Genomic DNA, 23551 nt, shown 5'->3' on the forward strand with positions numbered 1-23551 from the left:
CCGCATGAACCCCCTGGAAAGGGCGGCAGCCAAGAGCGCGTGGGCGCACGTCAACGTCGGCGAGAAGCTGCTGCTGTTCATCGGGCTCATCATCGAGGTCCTCGTCCTGCCGCCTAAGGTGGGCGTCCCGCTCGTGGCGGTGACGGTTATCGCGCTCGCCTTCGCGGCGCGCGTGCCGCTGCGGCTGTACGTGGGGCTGGTGCTGGCCCCGGCGGTGTTCATCGCGCTGGGCATCATCCCGCTCATGCTCACCGTCAACTCCCACGGTGTGAGCATCAACCCGGCGGGCGTCGCCCCGGCGCTGGTGGTCATGGTGCGCAGCTTCGTTGCCACGGCCTCGATGATGGTGCTCACGCTCACCACGCCCATGTCGGAGTTCATCTCGTGGGCGAGCCGCATCGGCGTGCCAGAAGCCCTCACCTACGTGGTGGTGCTCATGTATCGCATGATCTCCACGCTCTTGGTCACCTCTCGCACCATGTGGGAGGCGCAGGCGATGCGGCTGGGGCACTCCAACCGCAAGAAGTGGATCTCGTCGATCGCCGCGCAGGCCGCGACCCTGTTCGTCCTGTCGCTCGAGCGCGCCCGTCGCCTCGGCGAGGGGCTCGAGCTGCGCGCGGACCCGAGCGCGATGGCCGTCGCGAACCCCCACCGGCCGCTTTCCCGGCAGCGCTTCGCGGGAATCATCGTCCTGCTGTGCCTGCTGGCGGCAAGCCGGCTGTTGATTAAGTAGAAGGAGAAACCACGTTGACAACCGTGCTATCCGCACGAGGCCTCGAGTTTTCCCACGAGACCACAGCCGTGCTCAAGGGCGTGGACCTCGACGTGTGCTCGGGCGAGACCATCGCCCTCCTAGGCCGCAACGGCGCCGGAAAGTCCACCCTGTTTCGCCTGCTCGCCGCGTCGTGGCGTCCGGGGGCGGGGTCGGTGACCCTGCATGGCGAGCCCTACGCCTACAACCGCAAGGGGCGCGATCGGGTGCGCCGCGCGGTGCAGCTGGTCTTGCAGGAGCCCGACGACCAGATCTTCGCCACCACCGTCCGCGCCGACGTCTCCTACGGCCCGGTCAACCAGGGCCTCACCGAGGCCGAGGTGAGCGAGCGAGTCGAGGCGGCGCTTGCCGCCACCGGCATCACGCACCTCGCCGAGCGCGTCCCGCACCACCTCTCCTTCGGGCAGCGCAAGCGGGTCGTCCTCGCCGGCGCGCTCGCCATGCGCCCCGAGGTGTTGCTTCTCGACGAGCCTACGGCGGGTCTCGACCCGACCGGCACGAGGGAGGTGGCCGCCTCCATCGAAAAGCTGACGAACGCAGGCACCGCGGTGGTGCTGTGCACCCACGACGTCAACTTCGCGTACGCCGTTTCCCGCACGGCGGCGATCCTTGTCGACGGCTCGCTCGTGTCCGGCCCGACCCGCGACATCCTCGCCGACCATGTCCTCATGGAGCGCGCGGGGCTCGAGGTGCCGTGGGCGCCGCTGGTCTCCCGGGCCCTGGGCAGGGAGGTCACCGACACCCGCGACCTGCACGACCGATAAGACCCGGGAGCCATCACCTCCCGGAACACAAATTCATAGCGAGAAGACCCGGCACGCATCCCCTCCGCGTGCCGGGTCTTTCGCGCCCCGGGGGTAATGAAAGACGTTTCGATACCCCTCGAAACGGGCAGGGCAGCGCGACGGGCGGGGGAGCGGGGTTGTCCAACTTAGGGTCCCCTGTGTACCTTTACGGGCGTAGGAAAACTTAGCCTTAGCTAACTTGAAAGGGAACCATGTCTCGCTCGACGCTCGCCGCGGTCATTGCCGCCTCCGCCATCGCCCTCGCCGCCTGCTCATCCGGGGCGACCGAATCCGCCTCGTCGACCAGCGCTTCCACCAGCACCGTGAGCATCGAGGACAACTACGGCACCGTCGAGGTGAAAACCCCTGTCCAGCGCGCCGCATCCACCGACAACCGCACCTTCGAGGTACTCGACCAGTGGGGCATCCAGCTCGTCGCGGCCCCCAAGCAGCTCATCCCGACGACGATCCCGGACTACAAGGACAACGACGACATCGTCGACCTCGGCAGCCACCGCGAGCCCAACCTCGAGGCGCTCGTCGCCGCCGAGCCGGACCTCATCATCAACGGCCAGCGCTTCCAGCAGTACTACGAAGACATCAAGAAGCTGAACCCGGACACCCCGATCATCGAGCTCGATCCCCGCGACGGCGAGCCGCTCGACCAGGAGCTCAAGCGCCAGGTCACCGACCTGGGCGAGGTCTTCGGCAAGCAGGCCGAGGCGCAGCAGCTCGTCGACGACTTTGACGCCGCCCTCGAGCGCGCGAAGAAGGCCTACAACGGCACCGACACCGTCATGGCCGTCAACGTCTCCGGCGGCGAGATCGGCTACGTTGCCCCCACCATCGGCCGCGTCTGGGGACCAATTTTCGACCTGCTGGGGCTCAAGCCCGCGCTCGAGGTCGCCGACGCCTCCTCCAACCACGAGGGCGACGACATCTCCGTCGAGGCCATCGCCGCCGCCAACCCCACCTGGATCTTCGCCCTCGACCGCGACGCCGCCATCTCCGCCGCCTCCGAGCCCGGCTACTCCCCGGCGCTCGACGTGATCAAGAACAACGCCGCGCTCGCCAACGTCGCCGCCGTCAAGGACGGCAAGACGCTTGTCGCCCCGGCAGATACCTACACCAACGAGTCCATCATCACCTACACGGAGATCCTGAACTCCATCGCCGACGCCTTCGAGGGCAAGTAGCCCATGACCTCCACCAGAGCAAGGCTGCTTCTCGCCTTCGCCGCGGTGGCGGCGCTGCTCGCGGCGTCGCTGGCCACCGGCCAGTACGACGTCCTCTCCGGCGACGACGGGCTCGCGATGTTAAACAACGTCCGCGTGCCGCGCACCATCGCGCTCGTCCTCGCTGGCGCCGCGATGGCCATGAGCGGCCTGGTCATGCAGCTGCTCACGCAGAACCGCTTCGTCGAGCCCACGACCACCGGCACCACCGAGTGGGCGGGGCTCGGCCTGCTTTTCGCCATGATCCTCGTGCCCACCGCCAGCGTGCTCGAGCGCATGGCCTTCGCCGTGGTCTTCTCCTTCATCGGAACCATGGTTTTCTTCCTGTTCCTCCGGCGCGTGTCCCTGCGTTCCTCGCTCATCGTCCCCATCGTCGGCATCATGCTGGGCGCGGTGGTCAGCTCCGTCTCGAGCTTCCTCGCGCTCAAGACGGACACCCTCCAGACCCTGGGCACCTGGTTCCAGGGCAGCTTCACCTCCGTCTACAAGGGGCAGTACGAGGTGCTGTGGATCGTGCTCGCCGTCGTCGTCGCCGTCTTCTTCTTCGCCGACCGGCTGACCATCGCGGGCCTCGGCGAGGAGCTGGCGACCAACGTCGGCGTCAACTACCAGCGCATGATGCTGCTGGGCACCGCGCTCATCGCGATCGCGACCGGGGTGGTCACGGTCGTGGTGGGCAACCTGCCGTTCGTCGGGCTCATCGTCCCCAACCTGGTGAGCATGTGGCGCGGCGACGACCTGCGCTCCAACCTCCCCTGGGTGTGCGCGCTCGGCATTGGGCTGGTCGCCGCCTGCGACCTGCTGGCGCGGATTATCATCGCCCCGTTTGAGATCCCCGTCTCGGTGATCCTCGGCATCGTCGGCGCGGTTGTCTTCGTGGCGCTCATCGTCAGGGGGACCCGCCGTGGCTAATGCGTTGAAAACCGTAGGCGTCGACAAGCGATACTGGATAGCGCTCGGGCTGATCTCTGCAACCGGCGTGGCCTGCGCCTTCGGCCTGCTCGCGTACGGGAACCCGATGCCGATGGGCAGCAGGGGCTTCTGGCTCATCGCGCAGCGCCGGCTCGATTCCGTCATCGCGATGGCCGTGGTGGCGTGGTGCCAGGCGCTGGCGACGGTCGCGTTTCAGACGGTGGCGAACAACCGGATCATCACCCCGTCGATTCTGGGCTTCGAGTCGCTCTACCGGCTCATCCACACCTCGACGGTGTTCTTCTTCGGCGCCGTGGGCCTGACGAACGCCCGCACGCTCGACATGTTCGTGCTGCAGCTGGTGCTCATGGTGGGGCTCTCGCTCGTCCTCTACTCGTGGCTGCTGACCTCGAGGAGCGCCAACCTGCACGCCATGCTGCTCATCGGCATCGTCATCGGCGGGGGACTGGGGTCCTTGACCACGTTCATGCAGCGCCTCCTCACCCCGAGCGAGTTCGACGTGCTCACCGCCCGGCTGTTCGGCTCGGTCAACAACGCCGACCCCGAGTACTATCCCATCGCCATCCCACTGTGCCTGGCCGCGGGGATCGCAATCCTTTCGCAGTCCCACCGGCTCAACGTCATGCAGCTGGGCCGCGACGTGAGCGTCAACCTCGGGCTCAATCACCGCCGGCTGTCGGTGATCGTGCTCGTCTTGGTGTCGGTGCTCATGGCCACCTCCACCGCGCTCGTGGGGCCGATGACCTTCCTCGGCTTCCTCGCAGCCACCCTCGCGCACCAGCTGGCCAGCACTTTCGACCACCGGTTCCTCTTCCCGCTGGCGTTCGCGCTGGCCTTCCTCGTGCTCACCGGCGCGTACTTCCTCATGAACCACGTCTTCTACGCCCAGGGCGTGGTGTCCATCATCATCGAGCTCGTCGGCGGCTCGGTGTTCCTCATCGTTTTGCTCAAGAAAGGCCGCTTGTGATCACCCTCGAGAAGGTCACCAAGACCTACACCTCCGACAACCAGCAGGTCCGAATCGGTCCGGTCGACCTCGAGCTGCCCCGCGGCGGGGTCACCGCGCTCGTGGGGCCGAACGGGGCGGGCAAATCGACGCTGCTGACGATGATCGGCCGGCTGCTCAGCCTGGACGCCGGCGAGATCCGCGTCGCCGGCCTCGACGTGACCACCGCCAAGAGCGGGGAGCTGGCGCGGGTCATCTCGATCCTGCGGCAGGACAACCACTTCGTCACCCGGCTGACCGTCCGCCAGCTCGTAGGCTTCGGCCGCTTCCCGTATTCGAAGGGGCGTCTGACGCGCGAGGACGATCGCATCATCACCCGCTACATCGACTTCCTCGGGCTCACCGACCTGCAGGGGCGCTTCCTCGACCAGCTCTCCGGCGGCCAGCGCCAGCGGGCCTACGTCGCGATGGTGCTGTGCCAGGAGACCGACTACGTCCTCCTCGACGAGCCGCTCAACAACCTGGACCTCGCCCATTCCATCGAGATGATGCGGCACATCGGCCGCGCCGCCAGCGCGTTCGGCCGCACGATCATCGTGGTCCTCCACGACATCAACTTCGCCGCCCGCTACTCCGACTGCATCTGTGCCGTCAAAGACGGCCAGGTCGTAGCCTTCGGCACTCCGGAGGAGATCATGAACGATGAGACGCTCTCGGCCGTCTTCGATACGCCCATCACCGTCATCGACGGCCCCCACGGTCGCATCGCTTGCTACTAGTTTTTGCTTGTCGACGCCGTTGGTTTGGTGTGTGTGAGCTGGGGATTTGTGTTGTGGGGTGGGGGTGTGTAGCTTTATGTGAGTCGCCGCGACCGACAGCGCCCCCTCTTTTGGAGAGTGTGTGGCGGGAGGAAAACTAGCGGGACGAAACATATTTTTTCTCATCGGTTGACCATCCTTGTTGTTTGTGTGTGGTTGCTGGTGTGGTTGTGTTGTTTGAGAACTCAATAGTGTGCCAATTTTGTACTTTTTTTGTTGCTTGTTGGTGTGGTTTGTGTGTGCTGTTATGGTGTGGTGTGGCTGGCAAGTGTGGCTTGCTTGTTAAAGACTGTGCTGTGATGGTGGGTGCTTACTGGTACTGGTGAGTGGCTTTTTGTGTGTGCCTTTTTGCCCCGTCGGGTGGGTGCACATGTATCATCTATTTTTTTTGGACAATCATTTTTGCGCTGCCATTTTTTGTGGTGGTGTGCTGGTTGTTTGTTTTTTTTGCTTGGTTTTGGGCTTTCCCAGAATGTTGGACAAGGTTTTTTTCTTGTTTTTTGTGGAGAGTTTGATCCTGGCTCAGGACGAACGCTGGCGGCGTGCTTAACACATGCAAGTCGAACGGAAAGGCCCAGCTTGCTGGGTGCTCGAGTGGCGAACGGGTGAGTAACACGTGGGTGATCTGCCCCTGACTTCGGGATAAGCTTGGGAAACTGGGTCTAATACCGGATAGGACAATCGTTTAGTGTCGGTTGTGGAAAGTTTTTTCGGTTAGGGATGAGCCCGCGGCCTATCAGCTTGTTGGTGGGGTAATGGCCTACCAAGGCGTCGACGGGTAGCCGGCCTGAGAGGGTGGACGGCCACATTGGGACTGAGATACGGCCCAGACTCCTACGGGAGGCAGCAGTGGGGAATATTGCACAATGGGCGCAAGCCTGATGCAGCGACGCCGCGTGGGGGATGACGGCCTTCGGGTTGTAAACCTCTTTCGACAGGGACGAAGCTTTTGTGACGGTACCTGTATAAGAAGCACCGGCTAACTACGTGCCAGCAGCCGCGGTAATACGTAGGGTGCGAGCGTTGTCCGGAATTACTGGGCGTAAAGAGCTCGTAGGTGGTTTGTCGCGTCGTCTGTGAAATTCCGGGGCTTAACTTCGGGCGTGCAGGCGATACGGGCATAACTTGAGTGCTGTAGGGGAGACTGGAATTCCTGGTGTAGCGGTGGAATGCGCAGATATCAGGAGGAACACCGATGGCGAAGGCAGGTCTCTGGGCAGTAACTGACGCTGAGGAGCGAAAGCATGGGGAGCGAACAGGATTAGATACCCTGGTAGTCCATGCCGTAAACGGTGGGCGCTAGGTGTAGGGGTCTTCCACGACTTCTGTGCCGTAGCTAACGCATTAAGCGCCCCGCCTGGGGAGTACGGCCGCAAGGCTAAAACTCAAAGGAATTGACGGGGGCCCGCACAAGCGGCGGAGCATGTGGATTAATTCGATGCAACGCGAAGAACCTTACCTGGGCTTGACATATGCAGGATCGGCGTAGAGATACGTTTTCCCTTGTGGTCTGTATACAGGTGGTGCATGGTTGTCGTCAGCTCGTGTCGTGAGATGTTGGGTTAAGTCCCGCAACGAGCGCAACCCTTGTCTTATGTTGCCAGCACGTGATGGTGGGGACTCATGAGAGACTGCCGGGGTTAACTCGGAGGAAGGTGGGGATGACGTCAAATCATCATGCCCCTTATGTCCAGGGCTTCACACATGCTACAATGGTCGGTACAACGCGCTGCGAGCCTGTGAGGGTGAGCGAATCGCTGAAAGCCGGCCTCAGTTCGGATTGGGGTCTGCAACTCGACCCCATGAAGTCGGAGTCGCTAGTAATCGCAGATCAGCAACGCTGCGGTGAATACGTTCCCGGGCCTTGTACACACCGCCCGTCACGTCATGAAAGTTGGTAACACCCGAAGCCCATGGCCCAACCCGTTTGGGAGGGAGTGGTCGAAGGTGGGATCGGCGATTGGGACGAAGTCGTAACAAGGTAGCCGTACCGGAAGGTGCGGCTGGATCACCTCCTTTCTATGGAGTTTTATTTTGTGGTGGCAGGTTTGCCACCAAATTGTTTATTTTGTTTTTATCCAGGTGGATCACACCACTAAAGGATGTTTCCTTACAACATCGTGTTGTTGGTGCCTGCAAGTGTTGTGGGTGCGTAAAGGGGGGCATCGTTGATCGTGGGAGTACACGTTAAACAAGTCGCACCTGTAAGGGTGGCAAAGAAAGTGCGTTGTGGTTGGCATGCTGTTGGGTGTCTGGAACATGCATGATTGTGTGTTTCTGGTGGCCTGCATGATGCGGTGATGATCGTTTCCACGTTTGTGTGGTGGGTTGTTGTTGTGTGGTGTGGGTGTGTTGTGTGAGAACTGTATAGTGGACGCGATGCAATTTGTTTCCACCCCCTTTTATGTCGCTGCACTTTGTTGTGTGGTGTTGGGGGTGGGGGTTTGTTGTTTTTTATTCTTTGTTCTTAGTGTTTTTTGTTTGTAAGTATCTGTTGTTGTGTTGTTTGGTTAAGGGCACACGGTGGATGCCTTGGCAGCTTAAGCCGATGAAGGACGTGTAAGGCTGCGTTAAGCCTCGGGGAGTTGCCAATAGAGCGTTGATCCGAGGATGTCCGAATGGGGAAACCTGGCCGTGGTTATGTGCGGTTACCTGCCGATGAATTCATAGTCGGTGTGGGGGTTACGCGGGGAAGTGAAACATCTCAGTACCCGTAGGAGAAGAAAATAAATGTAATGATTCTGCTAGTAGTGGCGAGCGAACGTGGATGAGGCTAAACCATGCGCATGTGATACCTGGCAGGGGTTGTGTGTGTGGTGTTGTGGGGTTTCGATGTTTTTAGTCTGCCAGCTAGAAGCCATTTTTATCATTGCGCGAGCGGAAGTGGTTTGGAATGACCTGCCGTAGAGGGTGACAGTCCCGTACGTTGATGTGTGATGGTGGTGGTTGTTGTTGTCCCCGAGTAGCAGCGGGCTCGTGGAATCTGCTGTGAATCTGCCGGGACCACCCGGTAAGCCTAAATACTTAAGTTGACCGATAGCGGATCAAGTACCGTGAGGGAATGGTGAAAAGTACCCCGGGAGGGGAGTGAAATAGTACCTGAAACCGTGTGCTTACAATCCGTCAGAGCCTCTTTGTGGGGTGATGGCGTGCCTTTTGAAGAATGAGCCTGCGAGTCAGCGGCATGTCGCGAGGTTAACCCGTGTGGGGTAGTCGTAGCGAAAGCGAATCCTAACCAGGGTGTTTGTAGTGGCATGTTCTGGACCCGAAGCGGGGTGATCTACCCATGGCCAGTGTGAAGCAGCAGTAAGATGCTGTGGAGGCGCGAACCCACTTAGGTTGAAAACTGAGGGGATGAGCTGTGGGTAGGGGTGAAAGGCCAATCAAACTCCGTGATAGCTGGTTCTCCCCGAAATGCATTTAGGTGCAGCGTCGTGTGTTTCTTCCTGGAGGTAGAGCTACTGGTTGGTTGAGCGGGACCACAATCTTAGCAATGTCAGCCAAACTCCGAATGCCAGTGAAGTCAGAGTACGGCAGTGAGACTGCGGGGGATAAGCTCCGTTGGTCGAGAGGGAAACAGCCCAGATCGCCGGTTAAGGCCCCTAAGCGTGTACTAAGTGGGAAAGGATGTGGGATCGCGAAGACAGCCAGGAGGTTGGCTTAGAAGCAGCCACCCTTGAAAGAGTGCGTAATAGCTCACTGGTCGAGTGGTTCTGCGCCGACAATGTAGTGGGGCTCAAGTACACCGCCGAAGCCGCGGCAATCAGTTTTTCTGGTTGGGTAGGGGAGCGTCGTGCACGCTGTGAAGCGCCCGGGTAACTGATGGTGTGGAGTGTGTGCGAGTGAGAATGCAGGCATGAGTAACGACTGATATGTGGAAAACATATCCGCCGGATGACTAAGGGTTCCTGGGTTAAGCTAATCTTCCCAGGGTGAGTCGGGACCTAAGGCGAGGCCGACAGGCGTAGTCGATGGACAACGGGTTGATATTCCCGTACCCGTGTATATGCGCCCACTGGTGAATCATGGATACTAACCACCCAAAACCACACGTTTAGCACTTGTGTTATCTGTGTGGGGCTGCGTGGGACCTGACGTGGTAGTAGCCAAGCGATGGGGTGACACAGGTTGGTAGCCAAGCCACTTACTGGATTGTGGTGTAAGCGTGCAGCCCGCAACGAGAGGTAAATCCGCGTTGCATATAAAGGGTCAGGCGTGATGCGTACCCATTTTTTGGGGATGTTGGTGATCCTGTACTGTCAAGAAAAGCCTCTAGCGATGTGTGTACATGGCCCGTACCCATAACCGACACAGGTAGTCAGGTAGAGAATACTAAGGCGTTCGGGTGAACTGTGGTTAAGGAACTCGGCAAAATGCCCCCGTAACTTCGGGAGAAGGGGGACCACTGCTGGTGACAGACTGGTTGAGCTGGTGGTGGTCGCAGAGAATAGAGGGAAGCGACTGTTTATTAAAAACACAGGTCCGTGCGAAAACGTGGAAGTTGATGTATACGGACTGACGCCTGCCCGGTGCTGGAAGGTTAAGAGGACCTGTTAGCCCACCTTGTGTGGGCGAAGCGGAGAATTTAAGCCCCAGTAAACGGCGGTGGTAACTATAACCATCCTAAGGTAGCGAAATTCCTTGTCGGGTAAGTTCCGACCTGCACGAATGGCGTAACGACTTCCCTGCTGTCTCAACCACAGGCCCGGTGAAATTGCAGTACGAGTAAAGATGCTCGTTACGCGCGGCAGGACGAAAAGACCCCGGGACCTTCACTATAGCTTGGTATTGGTGTTTGGTTCGGTTTGTGTAGGATAGGTGGGAGACTATGAAACCTCATCGCTAGGTGGGGTGGAGTCGCAAGTTGAAATACCACTCTGATCGGATTGAGCACCTTAACCTTGGCCCATGATCTGGGTTGGGGACAGTGCCTGGTGGGTAGTTTAACTGGGGCGGTTGCCTCCCAAAATGTAACGGAGGCGCCCAAAGGTTCCCTCAGCCTGGTTGGCAATCAGGTGTTGAGTGTAAGTGCACAAGGGAGCTTGACTGTGAGAGTGACGGCTCAAGCAGGTACGAAAGTAGGGACTAGTGATCCGGCACCTACGTGTGGAAGTGGTGTCGCTCAACGGATAAAAGGTACCCCGGGGATAACAGGCTGATCTTCCCCAAGAGTCCATATCGACGGGATGGTTTGGCACCTCGATGTCGGCTCGTCGCATCCTGGGGCTGGAGTAGGTCCCAAGGGTTGGGCTGTTCGCCCATTAAAGCGGCACGCGAGCTGGGTTTAGAACGTCGTGAGACAGTTCGGTCTCTATCCGCCGCGCGCGTTGAAACTTGAAGAAAGCTGTCCCTAGTACGAGAGGACCGGGACGGACGTACCTCTAGTGTGCCAGTTGTCACGCCAGTGGCAGGGCTGGTTAGCTACGTACGGAAGGGATAACCGCTGAAAGCATCTAAGCGGGAAGCCTGTTTTAAGATGAGGTTTCACTTGAGGTACCCCACAGACTATGGGGTTGATAGGCCAGACCTGGAAGCACCGTAAGGTGTGAAGGCGACTGGTACTAATTTACCGACAAACAACCAACACACATAATCAAACAAAACAAAAACAAAACAAAAACAACACAACGTATCGCGTTCACTATGCAGTATCCCGCATAACACAAACACCACAAATTAATCGTGTCGGTGGTTATAGCATTGGGGACACGCCCGGTCCCATTCCGAACCCGGAAGCTAAGCCCAACAGCGCTGATGGTACTGCACCCGGGAGGGTGTGGGAGAGTAAGACACCGCCGACCAAAAACTCAAAAAAACCAAGGCCCCTAGACACAACAGTCCAGGGGCCTTCAACGCGTTTAAAGGCAAGGGCCGCCAGCTAGACGGGAGTCAGTCGGCCAGCCGCTGTAGACGTCGACAAGCCTCCTGCAACGTCGCATCCTTCTTGCAGAACGCGAAGCGCACCTTCGTGCGCCAGTACTCCTTGTGGTCGCAGAAGACCGACAGGGGGATCGCGGCGACTCCGACGTGCTCGATGAGGTAATTACAAAAGGCGATGTCGTCCTCGAAACCGGCGGGGATGTCGGCGACGAGATAGTAGGTGCCGTCGCTGTCGTACACGTGCAGGCCGGCCGCGCGCAGCGTCGAGGCCAGCAGCTCCTTCTTGGCGGCAAGCCCCGCGGCCATGTCGCGAACCCACGGCAGCTCGGTGTCCAGGGCATCGGCCACGGCGGGCTGGAAGGGCGCGGCGCCGACGTAGCTCATGAACTGCTTGACGCGCTGGACCTCGTCGATGAGTGCCGATGATCCCACGGCCCAGCCCGTCTTCCATCCGGTGGCGTTGAAGCTCTTCGCGGCGCTGGAGACCGAGACGGTGCGTTCCCACATGCCGGGAAGCGAGGCCACGTGCGTGTGCGCGGCGGGCGGGAAGGTGAGGTGCTCGTACACCTCGTCGGAGACGACTAGCAGGTCGTGCGCGATTGCGATGCGGGCGAACTCCTCGACCACCTCGCGCGCGAAGACCGCGCCGGTGGGGTTGTGCGGGGAGTTGAGAATGACAAGTTTCGTGCGCGGGCCGATGGCCGCCTCGAACGCGGCGAGATCGAGCGTCCACGTGTTGCCCGTCGGCGCCAGCGACACCGGGCGGCGCACCCCGCCGGCGAGCGAGACGGCCGCCGCGTAGGAGTCGAAGTAGGGCTCGAACAAGATCACCTCGTCGCCGGGCTCGACGAAGGCCTGCACCGCCGCCGTGATCGCCTCCGTCGCGCCGACGGTGATGAGCACCTCCCGGTCCGGGTCGATGTCCATGCCGTAGATCGCCTGGTGGCGGGCGACCGCGTCGCGCAGGACCTTCATGCCCTTGCCCGGCGGGTACTGGTTGTTGCCGCCCGCGATCTCTCGCTGGGCGCGCGCCAGCATCGAGGCGGGCCCGTCCGTGTCGGGGAACCCCTGGCCCAGGTTGATCGCGCCGAGCTCCGCGGCCCGCGCGGACATCGTGGCGAAGATAGTCTCCCCGTATTCCTGCATGCGGCTAACGCCTAAGTTGTTCACCCGATCCATGGTAGTCGCAGGCCCTCGCCCGCCCGGTCCTAGCGCGGCTAGTCTTGAGGGTATGAAGTCGACGCAGATCATCCGGGTGACCCCGCCGCACCTGCCCGCCAACACCGACCCTTCGGACGTGGTCCTCAGCCAGGTCTTCAACGCCAACCTCGCCTCCCAGGAGGCTTCCGGCACGGCGGATGCCGCCGTCTCCGTCGAGCGGACGCTGCACGGCCTGCGCCCCGGCCCCCAGTCGGAGCCGCACATGTTTGCGCTCATCGCCCGCGAGCCGGGGGAGACGGAGGACTACCTCGATGTCCCCGCCCAGAGCGACGACCGCAACTTCGACTACCTGGGCTACCTCACGGTGACGCTGCCGCTGCGGGAGAACACCGACACCGCGGAGGTCGCGGTCACCCTCGACGCCGGCCTCGCGCCGCTGCCGGGGGAGGAGCTTTCGCCCGAGGCGGTCAAGGCACTTAGGCGGCTCTACCAGCTTGCCGCCGACGTCGCCCGCGAGCACGGGCGCGGCACCCTGCAGGCGGGGCTTATGACCTCGCCGAGCATCGGCGTGGACGGCGATCCGCGGGTGCGGCTCATGCGCGAGCTCGGCTTCGAGCTGGCCTACCAGGGTGGAGAGTACCTCGTCGAGCTGGGCGAGCTTCCCGCGGCGCCGCTCCCGGAGGGGATCGCGGCGACCGCCTTCGAGGGCGTCTCGCCGCCGGAACCGCTCGTCGACGGCTTCCTCGAGCTCCTGCGGATCGCCTCCACGGACGTCCCGCACGGCAGCCTGCGCGCGGAACCCGCCAACTGGTCGCGCGAGCGGCTCGCGGAGGTCGCGGCGCACTCCGCCCGTCTCGGCTCGCAGCTAGTCAATGTCGTGCTTTTCGACGCCTACGGCCCCGTCGGCTTCTCCTACGCCTCGCGCCACCCCGGGTCCAACCCAGCGGTCGCGGAGCAGGATCTCACGGTCATCCACCCCCGCGCCCGCCGCCAGGGGCTGGGCACCGCGATCAAGGCGATCCTGTGGCGGGAGCTTCGAGCCCGCCACCCGGAGGTGAAGCGCGTGTGCACGTTCGTCTCCGACGACAACGCCGCCATGCGCGCCATCAACGCGAAGCTGGGTGCCACGCTCACCGCGATCGAGACGGTGTGGCAGAAGCGGGTATGAAAAAACCGGCCCTGGGGCCGGTTTCTCGCTTAGAGGGGGAGGAGGTCGTAGCGGGTCGTCGCGACGTCGTCGACCTTGTCGATGTTCTTCTCCAGCAGCGCCCAGAGGTCCGCGGGGATCTCCTTCTCGGCGCGCGCCACGGTGGCCTTGTCCGGGGTGCCCCAGGCGATCGGCATGGGGGAGATCTGGTCCCACGTGGTTTGCGCGTGGGTGGAGCGGCGCCCGGTCACGGCGACGGCCGGGACGCGCTCGCCGACCTTTCGCTCGTGGCCCTCGAGCCGGGTGATGGTGCGCGTGGCCAGCCCGTAGCTGGGTGCCGCGGTCGGGTCGACGTTCATGTTCACCAGCGCCATGACGGTGAGGTCGCGCGGGTTGACCTTGGCGATGACGGCAGGGACCAGCTCGTAGGTGCCGTACAGCTTCGCGGCGTCGCCGACCTGCTGGGGGATGACAAAGATCAGCGCGAGGCTGACCAGCGCCATGACGCCGAAGACCGCCAGCACGATCCAGCCGAGGCCACCGCCCACGAAGAGGTAGACGCTCACGCCGATCGCGAGCTGGACGAGCGCGAAGAGCAGCGCGGACAGCTGCAGGCGGCGGGTGTCCTTGAGCAGCTCGTTGTGCTTCTTGGCGTACTCCTCATCGACCGAGAAGTTAAATACTGGCATGGGGTGCTCGACAATCTCTAGTAACGGGCGATTCTAGCCCTCACAGTATATCTAGCCGGTGATCGTCGGAAGCATGAGGGCGAGGTCGTCCGCGTCGAGGATTCGGTAGGCGTAGCCCTGCTCCGCGAGGAAGCGCTGGCGGTGGGCGGCGAACTCGGCGTCGATGCTGTCCCTGCTCACGATCGAGTAGAAGTAGGCGGTGTTCCCGTCGGCCTTGGGGCGCAGCAGGCGCCCTAGGCGCTGGGCTTCCTCCTGGCGGGAGCCGAAGGTGCCCGAGACCTGGATCGCCACCGCCGCCTCCGGCAGGTCGATGGAGAAGTTCGCGACCTTGGAGACCACGAGGGTCGATAGCTCGCCGCGCCGAAAGGCGTCGAAAAGCTGCTCGCGCTTCTTCGTCGACGTCTTGCCGTCGACAATGGGGACGTCGAGCTCGCGGCCGATCTCCTCGAGCTGCTCGAGGTACGCGCCGATGACCAGCGTGGGCTGGCCCGCGTGGTGGGACAGGATCCTGCGCAGCGGTGCCAGCTTCGTCTGGGCGCAGGCGGCGATCCGGTAGCGCTCCTTCGACTCCGCGGTGGCGTAGATCATGCGCTCGGTCTCGTCCATCGTGGTGCGCACCTCGATGCACTCGGCGGTGGCGATGAAGCCCGCCAGCTCCAGGTCCTTCCACGGGGCGTCGTAGCGCTTCGGGCCGATGAGGGAGAAGACGTCGCCCTCGCGGCCGTCCTCGCGCACGAGCGTGGCCGTCAGCCCCAGCCGGCGCCGGGACTGCAGGTCGGAGGTCATGCGGAACACCGGCGCGGGCAGCAGGTGCACCTCGTCGTAGATGATCAGCCCCCAGTCGCGGGAGTCGAATAGCTCGAGCGCGCGGTACTCGCCCTTGGTCTTGCGCGTGACCACCTGGTAGGTGGCGATGGTCACCGGGCGGATCTCCTTCTTCTCGCCGGAGTACTCGCCGATCTCGCCCTCGGTCAGCGTGGTGCGCCGCAGCAGCTCGTCGCGCCACTGCCGCCCGGCGACCGTGTTGGTGACCAGTATCAGCGTGGTGGCCTGTGCCTTGGCCATCGCCGCCGCGCCCACCATGGTCTTGCCCGCGCCGCACGGGAGCACGACCACGCCCGAGCCACCCTCCCAGAAGGACTCGGCGGCCAGCTCCTGGTAGTCGCGCAGGCTCCACTGCTCGTGCTCGGTGGACAACGCGATGGGATGCGCCTCGCCGTCGACGTAGCCCGCGAGGTCCTCGGCGGGCCAGCCGACCTTGAGCAGCTCCTGCTTGAGCCGGCCGCGCTCGGAGGGGTGGACCACGATGGTTTCGGCGTCGATCTGCGCGCCGAGCATGGGGGCGATCTTCTTGTGCCGCTTGAGCTCCTCCAGGATCGCCGGCTCCTGGCTCTCCAGGATCAGCCCGTGGGCCGGGTGCCTGTGCAGCCGCACGCGACCGTAGCGGGACATGGTCTCGGCGACGTCGATGAGCAGCGGCTGCGGCACGGGGAAGCGGGAGTAGCGCTCGAGCACGTCGACGACCTGTTCCGCATCGTGGCCCGCTGCCCGCGCGTTCCACAGCGCCAGCGGGGTAATGCGGTAGGTGTGCACGTGCTCCGGGGCGCGCTCGAGCTCCGCGAACGGTGCCAGCGCCGCGCGCGCCTCGGCCGCCTGCTCGTGGTCGGTCTCAAGAAGCACGGTCTTGTCCGATTGCACGATGAGCGGTCCGCCGAAGGCTGCCATTGGTCTCTCCCTAAAACAGTTCCAAAAGAGCCATTCTAGATCACGGCGCACTCGGTCACGGAGTGCAGCTGGAACACCACGGGCGCGCCGGTTTCCAGGTCCGCGGCCGAGACCTGCCCGCCGGTCACTGCGATGGGCGTGATCCGCGCGTAGTGCCGGAGCCCCTCGCGGTCGACGTAGCCCACCTTCAGCGAGCGCCGCTTGCGGATGGCGTCGGTAAACACGTGCCGGTAGTCGGTTGCTTCTTCGCTTGTCGACGCGTCACCGTCGGCGCGCCTGATCGCCGCGAGCGCGGACGCCACCAGCTGCGGGGTGCTGCGCTGGGTCGGGGCGGCGGGGGCCTTGTAGGAAAGCCGGGCCGCGGGCGGGCGGACGTCGATGCTCGCGCCGGTTGCGTCCTCGGCGCTGGGGTGGAAGCCCGCCTCGCGAAGCGCATCGAGCACGCGCCCGAGCGGGGCCTGGGCGATCGCGACGGTCGGTGCGATGGCGCGCAGCGCGACCGAGGCGGCCTGGGGCGTGGAGCAGGCCTCGGCGAGCAGGGCCTCGTCCTCGCAGCGGATGTAGCTCATGGCTGGCCCACCGCGCAGGGTCCCGTGGCGTCGGGAAGCGTCCGCGATGAGGTAGCGCACCGTCTGGGGCAGCTCGCCGAGCACGTGGGAGCCGAAGAAGTCGAGGAGGTCCTTCTCGCTGCGGCCGGCGTCGAGCGCCCGGGAGATGGAGGCGTCGGTGAGCCGGAAGACGGAGGCCAAGCCCGCGGACTCGACCTCGGCGGCCAGCCCCATCATGACCTGCATGTCGCGCGGCAGGGGGCCGGGCGCGAGCACGGTGAGGTCGGCCTGGAAGATGAGCTGGTCGACCGTGGGCGGGGTGAGGCCCTCGGTGAGCGCGAGCAGCTCTGGGGAGGGCTGGGCGCCGTCGGCGGAGGCCAGCGCCGCCTCGAGGATCGGGGTGGAGTGGACGCCCACGATCGCGCCGACGAATCTGGCCTCGTCGATGAGCTGCTCGTAGGTGGCAGCGCCCAGCCGGGAGGCCTGCAGCGGCGCGTCGAAGCCGACCTGCTGGCGAAGGATCCCGGCGTCGGCGGAGGTGAGCGCCGCGAGGCGGGAGAGCAGGAGCCGGCGCACGCCCGGCAAGCCCTCGCTGAAGGTGCCCGGGTGCAGGACGTGCATGGCCTTGCCCTTGTCGTCGGGCTCGCCGACCAGCCACGGGCGCATGGTGGCCTTGGCCATCCAGAAGTGGAGCAGCCACGCCCACTGCGCGGACAGGGGCGCCGCGGACCACTCGTCCACGAGCGTGGTGGGGCACAGGTAGTCGTCGTAGTCGTCGGCTTCGGGGAGCGGATCGGGCACGCCCGTGGACAGCAGCCCGGCGGCCAGCCCGAGGCCGACGAGCCGCGCGAGCTCCGCCTCGGTGCAGCCCAGGTCGCGGGCGAGGTTCGTGGTCGTGCGAACGCCCAGGACCCGGTCCTTGAGCAGCGCCGCCGGGGCGGCCTCGAGGCGCTCGATGAGCCCGCGCATGAGCCGCACCATCTCCAGGCCCGTGCCCGCCGCGGCCTCGGCGAGCCCGGACGGTGCGGACTCGGGCGCCTCGCGGTGCGGCGGGAGCAGCGGAAGCGGCGCAGGGTGGCGGCCGGAGAGGGCGTCGCGGACGCCGGCGGGCAGCCGGACGGAGTTCTCGCCGGTGCGGATGAGCACGCCCTCGGCGATGAGCCGGGGGATGGGCCGGGTGGGGTCGGCGTCGAGCGCGGCGTCCTTGGTGATGCCGTGCCCGCCGGAGCGCATGAGCGTCTCGACGATCCTCCGGGAGCGCTCGTCGAGGCCGTCCACGAGCGCGCGGGCCTGGTCCGGGGTGTAGGCGGGCTCGTCGGGAAGCACCCGCAGCCCCTGCGGGAAGAGGTCGACGAGGTGTTCCACGCACGCGTAGCCACCCTCGACGGGAAACGCGAGGGCAAGCGCTTGAAGGTGCGCGAGCGCCTCGTCGACCTGCGTCTTGAGCCCCGCCGTGGGGTAGCCGTGGGCCTTGGCGATCCGCCGCAGTTCGCGCACGATTTCGGGGGAATCCAGAGGTTCGAGGCCACCCCCGCGGGACTCGAGCAGCTCGACGATGGCGACCTCGAGCGCGTTGAGCTGGCGTGCGGCCTCGAACAGCGAACCCTTGAGCTGTAAACGCACAGCTAGGGGCCTAATTCCGGGCGGGAGGGGGTGCAGCGCGTCCCACCTGTTTTCTAGCACTTCCCGCAGGGCGTCATCGTCGAGACCGGCGAGCCAGCGGCGGAAGAGTTCCGGCCGATTTGTCAGGGTGGGGGCGTTTGTCATGATGGCATCTAATATTAGTGCTAGTTCAGGTGACTTTTGGTGCCGAGAAATGAAAGAATAGGGCTTATGTCGAACATCGAGAAAAAAGGTTATGTTGATCCGGGCTGGCCGACTCACGTCCCAGGCGATGGCCACGCCGTTACCGAGTTGATCGCTAAGGTTGCTGGCGCAAACAGCCCGTACGGCGACATCGAGTTCCCCGTCCCGGCCGAGGAGCTCGGCTACGTGCACCCCTACACGCGCATCAACAAGTAGGTTCGCTTAAAACATAAAGGAGGCGCCCAGCGAAAGCTGGGCGCCTCCTTTCGTTCGTCGCCGTAGGCGTCGGAAAGCGAGATGCTAGTGCTGGACGGCCTTTTCGACACCGACACCGGTGAGGGAGCGAACCTCCATCTCGGCGGCCTTCAGCGGCAGGTTGTCGGGCTTGCCGATGTAGGTGCCGATGATGCCGAGCAGGAAGCCTGCCGGGATCGCGATGATGGACGGGTTGGTCAGCGGGAACCAAGCGAAGTCCGCGGACGGGATCATCGAGGTCTCTGCGCCGGAGACGGCGGGGGAGAAGATGATGAGCACGATCGAGGTCAGCAGTCCGCCGTAGATGGAGAACAGGGCGCCGGTGGTGTTGAAGCGCTTCCAGTACAGGGAGTACAGGATGGTCGGCAGGTTGGCGGCGGCCGCGATGCCGAAGGCGAGAGCAACGAGGAAGGCGATGTTCTGGCCCATGGCGCCGATGCCGAGGACGATGGCGAGGATGCCGATGACGACCACGGTCATGCGGGAGACGCGGACCTGCTCCTCCTCGGTGGCCTGGCCGTTGCGCAGCACCGAGTTGTAGAGGTCGTGGGCGACGGACGCGGAGGCGGTGATCGCCAGGCCCGCGACGACGGCGAGGATGGTGGCGAACGCGATGGCGGAGATGATGGCCATGAAGATGGTGCCGCCGACCTCGGCCGCGAGCAGGAGGACCGCGGAGTTCACGCCGCCCGGGGCGGCCGTGATGGTGTCCGGGCCGACGAGCGCGGCGGCGCCGTAACCCATGACCACGGTGAGCAGGAAGAAGAGCGCGACGATGCCGATGGTCCAGGTCACCGAGCGGCGAGCCTCGCGGGCGGTGGGCACGGTGTAGAAGCGCATGAGCACGTGCGGCAGGCCGGAGGTGCCGAAGACGAGCGCCATGCCGAGCGAGATGAAGTCGAGCTTGGTGAGGGTGTTCTTGCCGTACTTCAGGCCGGGGCCCAGGATGGCCTCGCCCTTCGGGTGGTTGGCGACGGCAGCCTCGAGCACGGCGTTGAAGCCGCCCTTGAGGGCGAAGAAGGTCAGCAGCGCGATGACGATGGATCCACCGACCAGGAGGACGGCCTTGATCATCTGGACGTAGGTGGTGCCCTTCATACCGCCGAGCAGCACGTAGATGATCATGAGCACGCCCACGATAGCGACGACGATGTTCTGGGCCATCTTGCCCTCGATGCCCAGCAGGAGCGCGACGAGTCCGCCGGCGCCGGCCATCTGGGAGATGAGGTAGAACAGGGAGATCGTCAGGGTGGAGATGGCCGCCGCGGTGCGCACCGGGCGCTGGTTGAGGCGGAAGGAGAGCACGTCGGCCATGGTGAAGCGGCCGGTGTTGCGCAGCGGCTCGGCGACGAGGACGAGCGCCACGAGCAGGGCGATGAGGAAGCCGACGGAGTAGAGGAAACCGTCGTAGCCGGAGATGGCGATGGCGCCGGTGACGCCGAGGAAGGCCGCGGCGGACAGGTAGTCGCCGGAGATGGCCAGGCCGTTCTGCCAGCCGGAGAAGGAGGCGCCGCCGGTGTAGAAGTCGGAGCCCTTCTGGGAGGTCTGGCGGGTCGCGCGGACCACGATGGTCAGCGTCGCGATGATGAAGAGGACGAAGATGGAGATGTTGAGGATCGGGTTGCCCGTATCAACCTTCTCGGCTGCGAGGAGTGCAGTGTTCATTTAGCGGGTCACCTCCATGTTGCGGCGCGGGTCTTCCATCTTGGAGCGGATGGACTCGGTGGCGGGGTCGATCTTGTTGTCGGCGAAGCTGACGTAGGCCCAGGTGATCAGGCCAGCGGTGGCGAACTGGGCGAGGCCCAGGACCATTCCAACGTTGATGGCGCCGAAGACGCGGGTCTCGACGAAATCGACCGCGAAGGTCGCGGTGACGATGTAGAACAGGTACCAGGCGAGGAAGCCCACGGTAACCGGGAACGCGAAGCCGCGGAAGGTGCGGCGCAGGGAGGAGAACTCTTCGGTCTGGCTCATGGCCAGGAATTCTTCGGGGGTCGGAGCGTTAGATACGCTTTCTTTCTGTGACATGGCTGCCTTTTCGGTAGTCGTGTTAGCGCAGTGATGACCTAAGCGGTGGCGAGGAATCCCAAGTTGTTGCGCCTGGGCCACCGCCTCGTCGTGCCCGTGGTGTTCGGTACGAAGGAGTGTGCATCCTGCGAATTGCATCACTCAACTTTGGTGATGTGGGTTATTACACACGAATTGGGAAGCGCTGTCACATCTTTGCTGGTTGTGAGGTGAAAAATCTTTGCAAATGATCATTGGCAATACTGCTAAGTTTCATTTCGGCAATTTCGGGGGATAATCGGGCCCGTGTGGGAAAACCTGTTGTTTTTACTGGTAGCTGGCCTGCAACAAGGCATTGTTTTCGGGCGGCAATAAGTGAACTTTGTGAAGATTCAATCCGTAGTTATGGGTTGTGGGCACCCCCGTTCGGGTGGGTGGTCTGCGGCGTCAAAGGGGTGAAAGTCCAGCGTGAATGCGAAAAAGGCCGGGCCCGCTGCGGTGAGCGGGCCCGGCCTTTAAGGCGCGAGATGCGAAGCGAAAACTACATGCCGAGAACGGTGTCGATGGTCTCGCGGTTCGCGGTGTAGAAGGTGTTGAAGTCGCCGCGGTAGGCGTTGTAGAAGCTGTCGACCTGTGCGGGCATCGGCATGCCCATGGCGGAGAAGCGGCCCTTGAGCGCGTTGTAGACGGCATCGGAGGCGGCCTCGGAGCTGTCGCCGGCGGAGGCGACGATGGCCTGGACCTGGGCCGGGGCGGAGCCGACCACGGAGCGCGGGGTGGAGGCGGAGTTCAGGCCGAGGCGGGCGGAGCAGGACGGCCATGCGCCCCAGCCCTGTGCGGCGAGAACGTTCTCGGCGACGGCGATCTGCTGCTCGCGGGAGGCCTGGCTGGCGGAGGCCGCGTACTGCTGTCCGCCGTAGGCGCTCCAGGTGCTCGGGGAGAACTGCAGGCCGCCGTAGTAGCCGTTGCCGGTGTTGATGGCCCAGTTTCCGCCGGACTCGCACTGTGCGAGGCGGTCCCAGTCGGAGTCGGGTGCGGCGGATGCCTGCGGGGCCAGAAGGGCGGTGGCGGTACCGAGGACGACGGTGGAAGCGGCGAACTTCGCGAAGGTGCGGTTGGGCTTTGCGTGACGTGCCATGAATCAAATTCCTCTCATTCCTCGCCCGAGGCGACCGAACTGGAGGAGGAGGATTCCTCTCCGGGTACGGAAGGCCCCTGCCTGTGAAGTGAGTGTTTGGTAGTTGATGGAAGCGGGTGCTTCCATCTCGAACGGTAAGTACTCAAGTTGCATCGTGTTGCCCACCGGAGTCACGCACAGGCAGGGGACCGGCGAAGCGTGATTTCTCGGCTAGTGGGCGATGCCTTGCTATAGAGGGTAACGGTTTATAACGAATGTGTCACGTTTCCTTTTGTGATCTTATCGTTATCTTGGGTCGATTCTGAATAAAATTGCAGGTCAGAACCTTAAGAAAAAAATTAAAAAATTTTCCGGACATGTTACTGGCGTGACGAAAGTGGCATCTCAGCCCGTCAACGAAGCAATGTTTAGGTTTGGTTACGATCCGCGCCGGATCCGTTAACGATAAATTGAAAATGTTGTATAGTTAGATCTTTCGTGCCCACGGCGCCGAGCCTGCCGGGAATACCCCGGCGGCGAGACTCCTTATATAAGGGGAGCACCCGACCATCCGGGTGCGAGCGAGGCCGTACACAACAAGTCACTATGGAAAGGACGGACAAGTGCCCATCGGTAAAGTGAAGTGGTTCGACGCAGAGCGCGGATTCGGGTTCGTTTCGAATCCTGGCGACGAGGACTGCTACGTGGGAAAGCAGGTGCTCCCCAAGGGGGTCACCGAGCTGCACCCGGGCCAGCGCATCGAGTTTGACTTCGCGGCGGGCCGCCGCGGACCGCAGGCCCTGCGCGTGCGCCTGCTGGAGGGGCCCAAGCCCCGCAAGCCGATCCACAAGTACAAGCCGGAGGAGCTGCACAGCATGATCTCCGATCTGGCTACCCTGCTGGAGACCAAGGTCCAGCCGGGCCTGCTGTCCGGGCACTACCCGGAGCGCAAGGAGGGCCACCAGATCGCGGAGATCCTGCGCGCGGTAGCCAACGAACTCGACGCCTAATCGAATAACAAAAAACAAGGGGGCGGCCAGCAATCGCTGGCCGCTCCCTTGTTCTATGTGTTGCTTACTGCGCGGTCTCGCTCGTGGTCGCCGCGGCGGACTCGGAGGGATCCGCCGCCTCCTGGGACAGGTCGGCGGTCTTGGCGTACTCGGTGCTGATCGACCAGGTTACGGAGTAGGGGGTCTCCTCGCCGGCGTCGTTGTGCCCGATGAGGACGGAGTTGATCTCCACGACCACCAGCCGCGGGCGGGTGGTCGAGCCCTCCGTCGTCGGGTCGACGGAGCCGGGGACGTCGACGGAGGTCTGCTCGTTGGCCTTGTAGTACATCTCGTCGTTGGCCGCGGGATCGTCGTAGATCTTCAGCAGCGACCAGTCGTGGTCCGAGATGTCGCTCGGCACGGAGACCGTGAGGGTGTCGTCCTCGCCCACGGCGATGGTGGGCACCTCGCCCTCGGGGCAGTCGACGCCCGGCTCGCAGATCGCGTAGGGGGTGACGTCGAGCTTGGTGTCGCCGACCTGCGCGGTGACCTTGATGTCCTTGGGCTCTGGGCCCGGGCGGTTCTTCCACCACGTCTGGAACGCCACGCTCGCGGCCACGACTACGGCCACGGCGACGATGAGTGAGAGGAGTTGAATGAGGTTCTTGCGCTTGGTCTTCCGGCTCGCCATAGTCGCATATCCTACTGTCTCACCCCGCAGGCGGCCGCACCGAACCC

At 63.5% G+C, this 23551-nt stretch carries 17 protein-coding genes and 3 rRNA genes; 12 read left to right on the forward strand and 8 right to left on the reverse strand.

Going from position 1 to position 23551, the window contains the following annotated elements:
* Nucleotides 1-4 precede the first annotated feature (4 nt).
* The 9 genes from cbiQ to rrf all read left to right on the forward strand — a co-directional run bounded on the left by cbiQ (nt 5) and on the right by rrf (nt 11290).
* Nucleotides 5-733: a cobalt ECF transporter T component CbiQ gene (cbiQ, locus tag B843_RS04050; protein ID WP_025252244.1), complete on the forward strand. Its 729-nt coding sequence runs from the start codon at nt 5-7 to the stop codon at nt 731-733.
* 23 nt (nt 734-756) lie between these two features.
* Nucleotides 757-1536 (forward strand): energy-coupling factor ABC transporter ATP-binding protein, encoded by a 780-nt coding sequence (locus B843_RS04055; protein ID WP_244877365.1) that lies wholly within the window; start codon nt 757-759, stop codon nt 1534-1536.
* 233 nt (nt 1537-1769) lie between these two features.
* Nucleotides 1770-2753, forward strand: coding sequence for a siderophore ABC transporter substrate-binding protein (locus tag B843_RS04060; protein WP_025252246.1), 984 nt, complete (start codon nt 1770-1772; stop codon nt 2751-2753).
* A 3-nt stretch (nt 2754-2756) separates the two neighbouring features.
* Nucleotides 2757-3704: an ABC transporter permease gene (locus B843_RS04065; protein ID WP_025252247.1), complete on the forward strand. Its 948-nt coding sequence runs from the start codon at nt 2757-2759 to the stop codon at nt 3702-3704.
* The gene (locus B843_RS04070) at nt 3697-4692 is read left to right on the forward strand and encodes an iron chelate uptake ABC transporter family permease subunit (RefSeq protein WP_038595241.1); all 996 of its coding nucleotides are present in this window, start codon (nt 3697-3699) and stop codon (nt 4690-4692) included. Before B843_RS04065 ends, B843_RS04070 begins: the two co-directional genes overlap by 8 nt.
* Nucleotides 4689-5450, forward strand: coding sequence for an iron ABC transporter ATP-binding protein (locus B843_RS04075; RefSeq protein WP_025252249.1), 762 nt, complete (start codon nt 4689-4691; stop codon nt 5448-5450). Before B843_RS04070 ends, B843_RS04075 begins: the two co-directional genes overlap by 4 nt.
* 538 nt (nt 5451-5988) lie before the next feature.
* Nucleotides 5989-7508 (forward strand): 16S ribosomal RNA (locus B843_RS04080).
* 481 nt (nt 7509-7989) lie between these two features.
* Nucleotides 7990-11073, forward strand: a 23S ribosomal RNA gene (locus tag B843_RS04085).
* A gap of 100 nt (nt 11074-11173) precedes the next feature.
* Nucleotides 11174-11290, forward strand: a 5S ribosomal RNA gene (gene rrf, locus B843_RS04090).
* Together the 16S, 23S and 5S rRNA genes form the textbook arrangement of a ribosomal RNA operon.
* Before the next feature lie 88 nt (nt 11291-11378).
* Here rrf and B843_RS04095 read toward each other — a convergent pair.
* Entirely contained in the window at nt 11379-12548 is a 1170-nt protein-coding gene (locus B843_RS04095; protein WP_025252250.1) for a pyridoxal phosphate-dependent aminotransferase, read from the reverse strand.
* 52 nt (nt 12549-12600) lie between these two features.
* Between B843_RS04095 and B843_RS04100 the strand changes: the two genes are divergently transcribed.
* Nucleotides 12601-13698 carry a GNAT family N-acetyltransferase gene (locus B843_RS04100; RefSeq protein ID WP_025252251.1) on the forward strand — a complete coding sequence of 366 codons (1098 nt, stop codon included), beginning with the start codon at nt 12601-12603 and terminating at the stop codon, nt 13696-13698.
* A 29-nt stretch (nt 13699-13727) separates the two neighbouring features.
* Here B843_RS04100 and B843_RS04105 read toward each other — a convergent pair whose 3' ends face one another.
* The 3 genes from B843_RS04105 to B843_RS04115 are packed head-to-tail and all read right to left on the reverse strand — an operon-like array spanning nt 13728 to nt 18406.
* Entirely contained in the window at nt 13728-14366 is a 639-nt protein-coding gene (locus B843_RS04105) for a DUF3239 domain-containing protein (protein ID WP_025252252.1), read from the reverse strand.
* A 51-nt stretch (nt 14367-14417) separates the two neighbouring features.
* Nucleotides 14418-16091 carry a DNA repair helicase XPB gene (locus B843_RS04110; protein WP_025252253.1) on the reverse strand — a complete coding sequence of 558 codons (1674 nt, stop codon included), beginning with the start codon at nt 16089-16091 and terminating at the stop codon, nt 14418-14420.
* A gap of 35 nt (nt 16092-16126) precedes the next feature.
* The gene (locus tag B843_RS04115; protein WP_025252254.1) at nt 16127-18406 is read right to left on the reverse strand and encodes a helicase-associated domain-containing protein; all 2280 of its coding nucleotides are present in this window, start codon (nt 18404-18406) and stop codon (nt 16127-16129) included.
* A 66-nt stretch (nt 18407-18472) separates the two neighbouring features.
* Between B843_RS04115 and B843_RS04120 the strand changes: the two genes are divergently transcribed.
* Nucleotides 18473-18661 (forward strand): hypothetical protein, encoded by a 189-nt coding sequence (locus tag B843_RS04120; RefSeq protein ID WP_025252255.1) that lies wholly within the window; start codon nt 18473-18475, stop codon nt 18659-18661.
* An 84-nt stretch (nt 18662-18745) separates the two neighbouring features.
* Here the strand turns inward: B843_RS04120 and B843_RS04125 are convergent, their stop codons facing one another.
* The 3 genes from B843_RS04125 to B843_RS04140 form a co-directional block, all read right to left on the reverse strand.
* Nucleotides 18746-20365 (reverse strand): solute symporter family protein, encoded by a 1620-nt coding sequence (locus tag B843_RS04125; RefSeq protein ID WP_025252256.1) that lies wholly within the window; start codon nt 20363-20365, stop codon nt 18746-18748.
* Entirely contained in the window at nt 20366-20674 is a 309-nt protein-coding gene (locus B843_RS04130) for a DUF485 domain-containing protein (protein WP_231494055.1), read from the reverse strand.
* Nucleotides 20675-21248: 574 nt separating this feature from the next.
* Nucleotides 21249-21845, reverse strand: coding sequence for a resuscitation-promoting factor Rpf1 domain-containing protein (locus B843_RS04140; RefSeq protein ID WP_025252259.1), 597 nt, complete (start codon nt 21843-21845; stop codon nt 21249-21251).
* 602 nt (nt 21846-22447) lie between these two features.
* Here B843_RS04140 and B843_RS04145 point away from each other — a divergent pair.
* On the forward strand, nt 22448-22834 hold the full coding sequence (locus B843_RS04145) for a cold-shock protein (protein WP_025252260.1): 387 nt from the start codon (nt 22448-22450) through the stop codon (nt 22832-22834).
* A gap of 64 nt (nt 22835-22898) precedes the next feature.
* Here B843_RS04145 and B843_RS04150 read toward each other — a convergent pair whose 3' ends face one another.
* Nucleotides 22899-23504, reverse strand: coding sequence for a DUF2771 domain-containing protein (locus B843_RS04150; protein ID WP_025252261.1), 606 nt, complete (start codon nt 23502-23504; stop codon nt 22899-22901).
* Between the last annotated feature and the right edge of the window lie 47 nt (nt 23505-23551).

The sequence above is a fragment of the Corynebacterium vitaeruminis DSM 20294 genome (genome assembly GCF_000550805.1).
In the GTDB taxonomy this organism is placed as follows: Bacteria; Actinomycetota; Actinomycetes; order Mycobacteriales; family Mycobacteriaceae; genus Corynebacterium; species Corynebacterium vitaeruminis.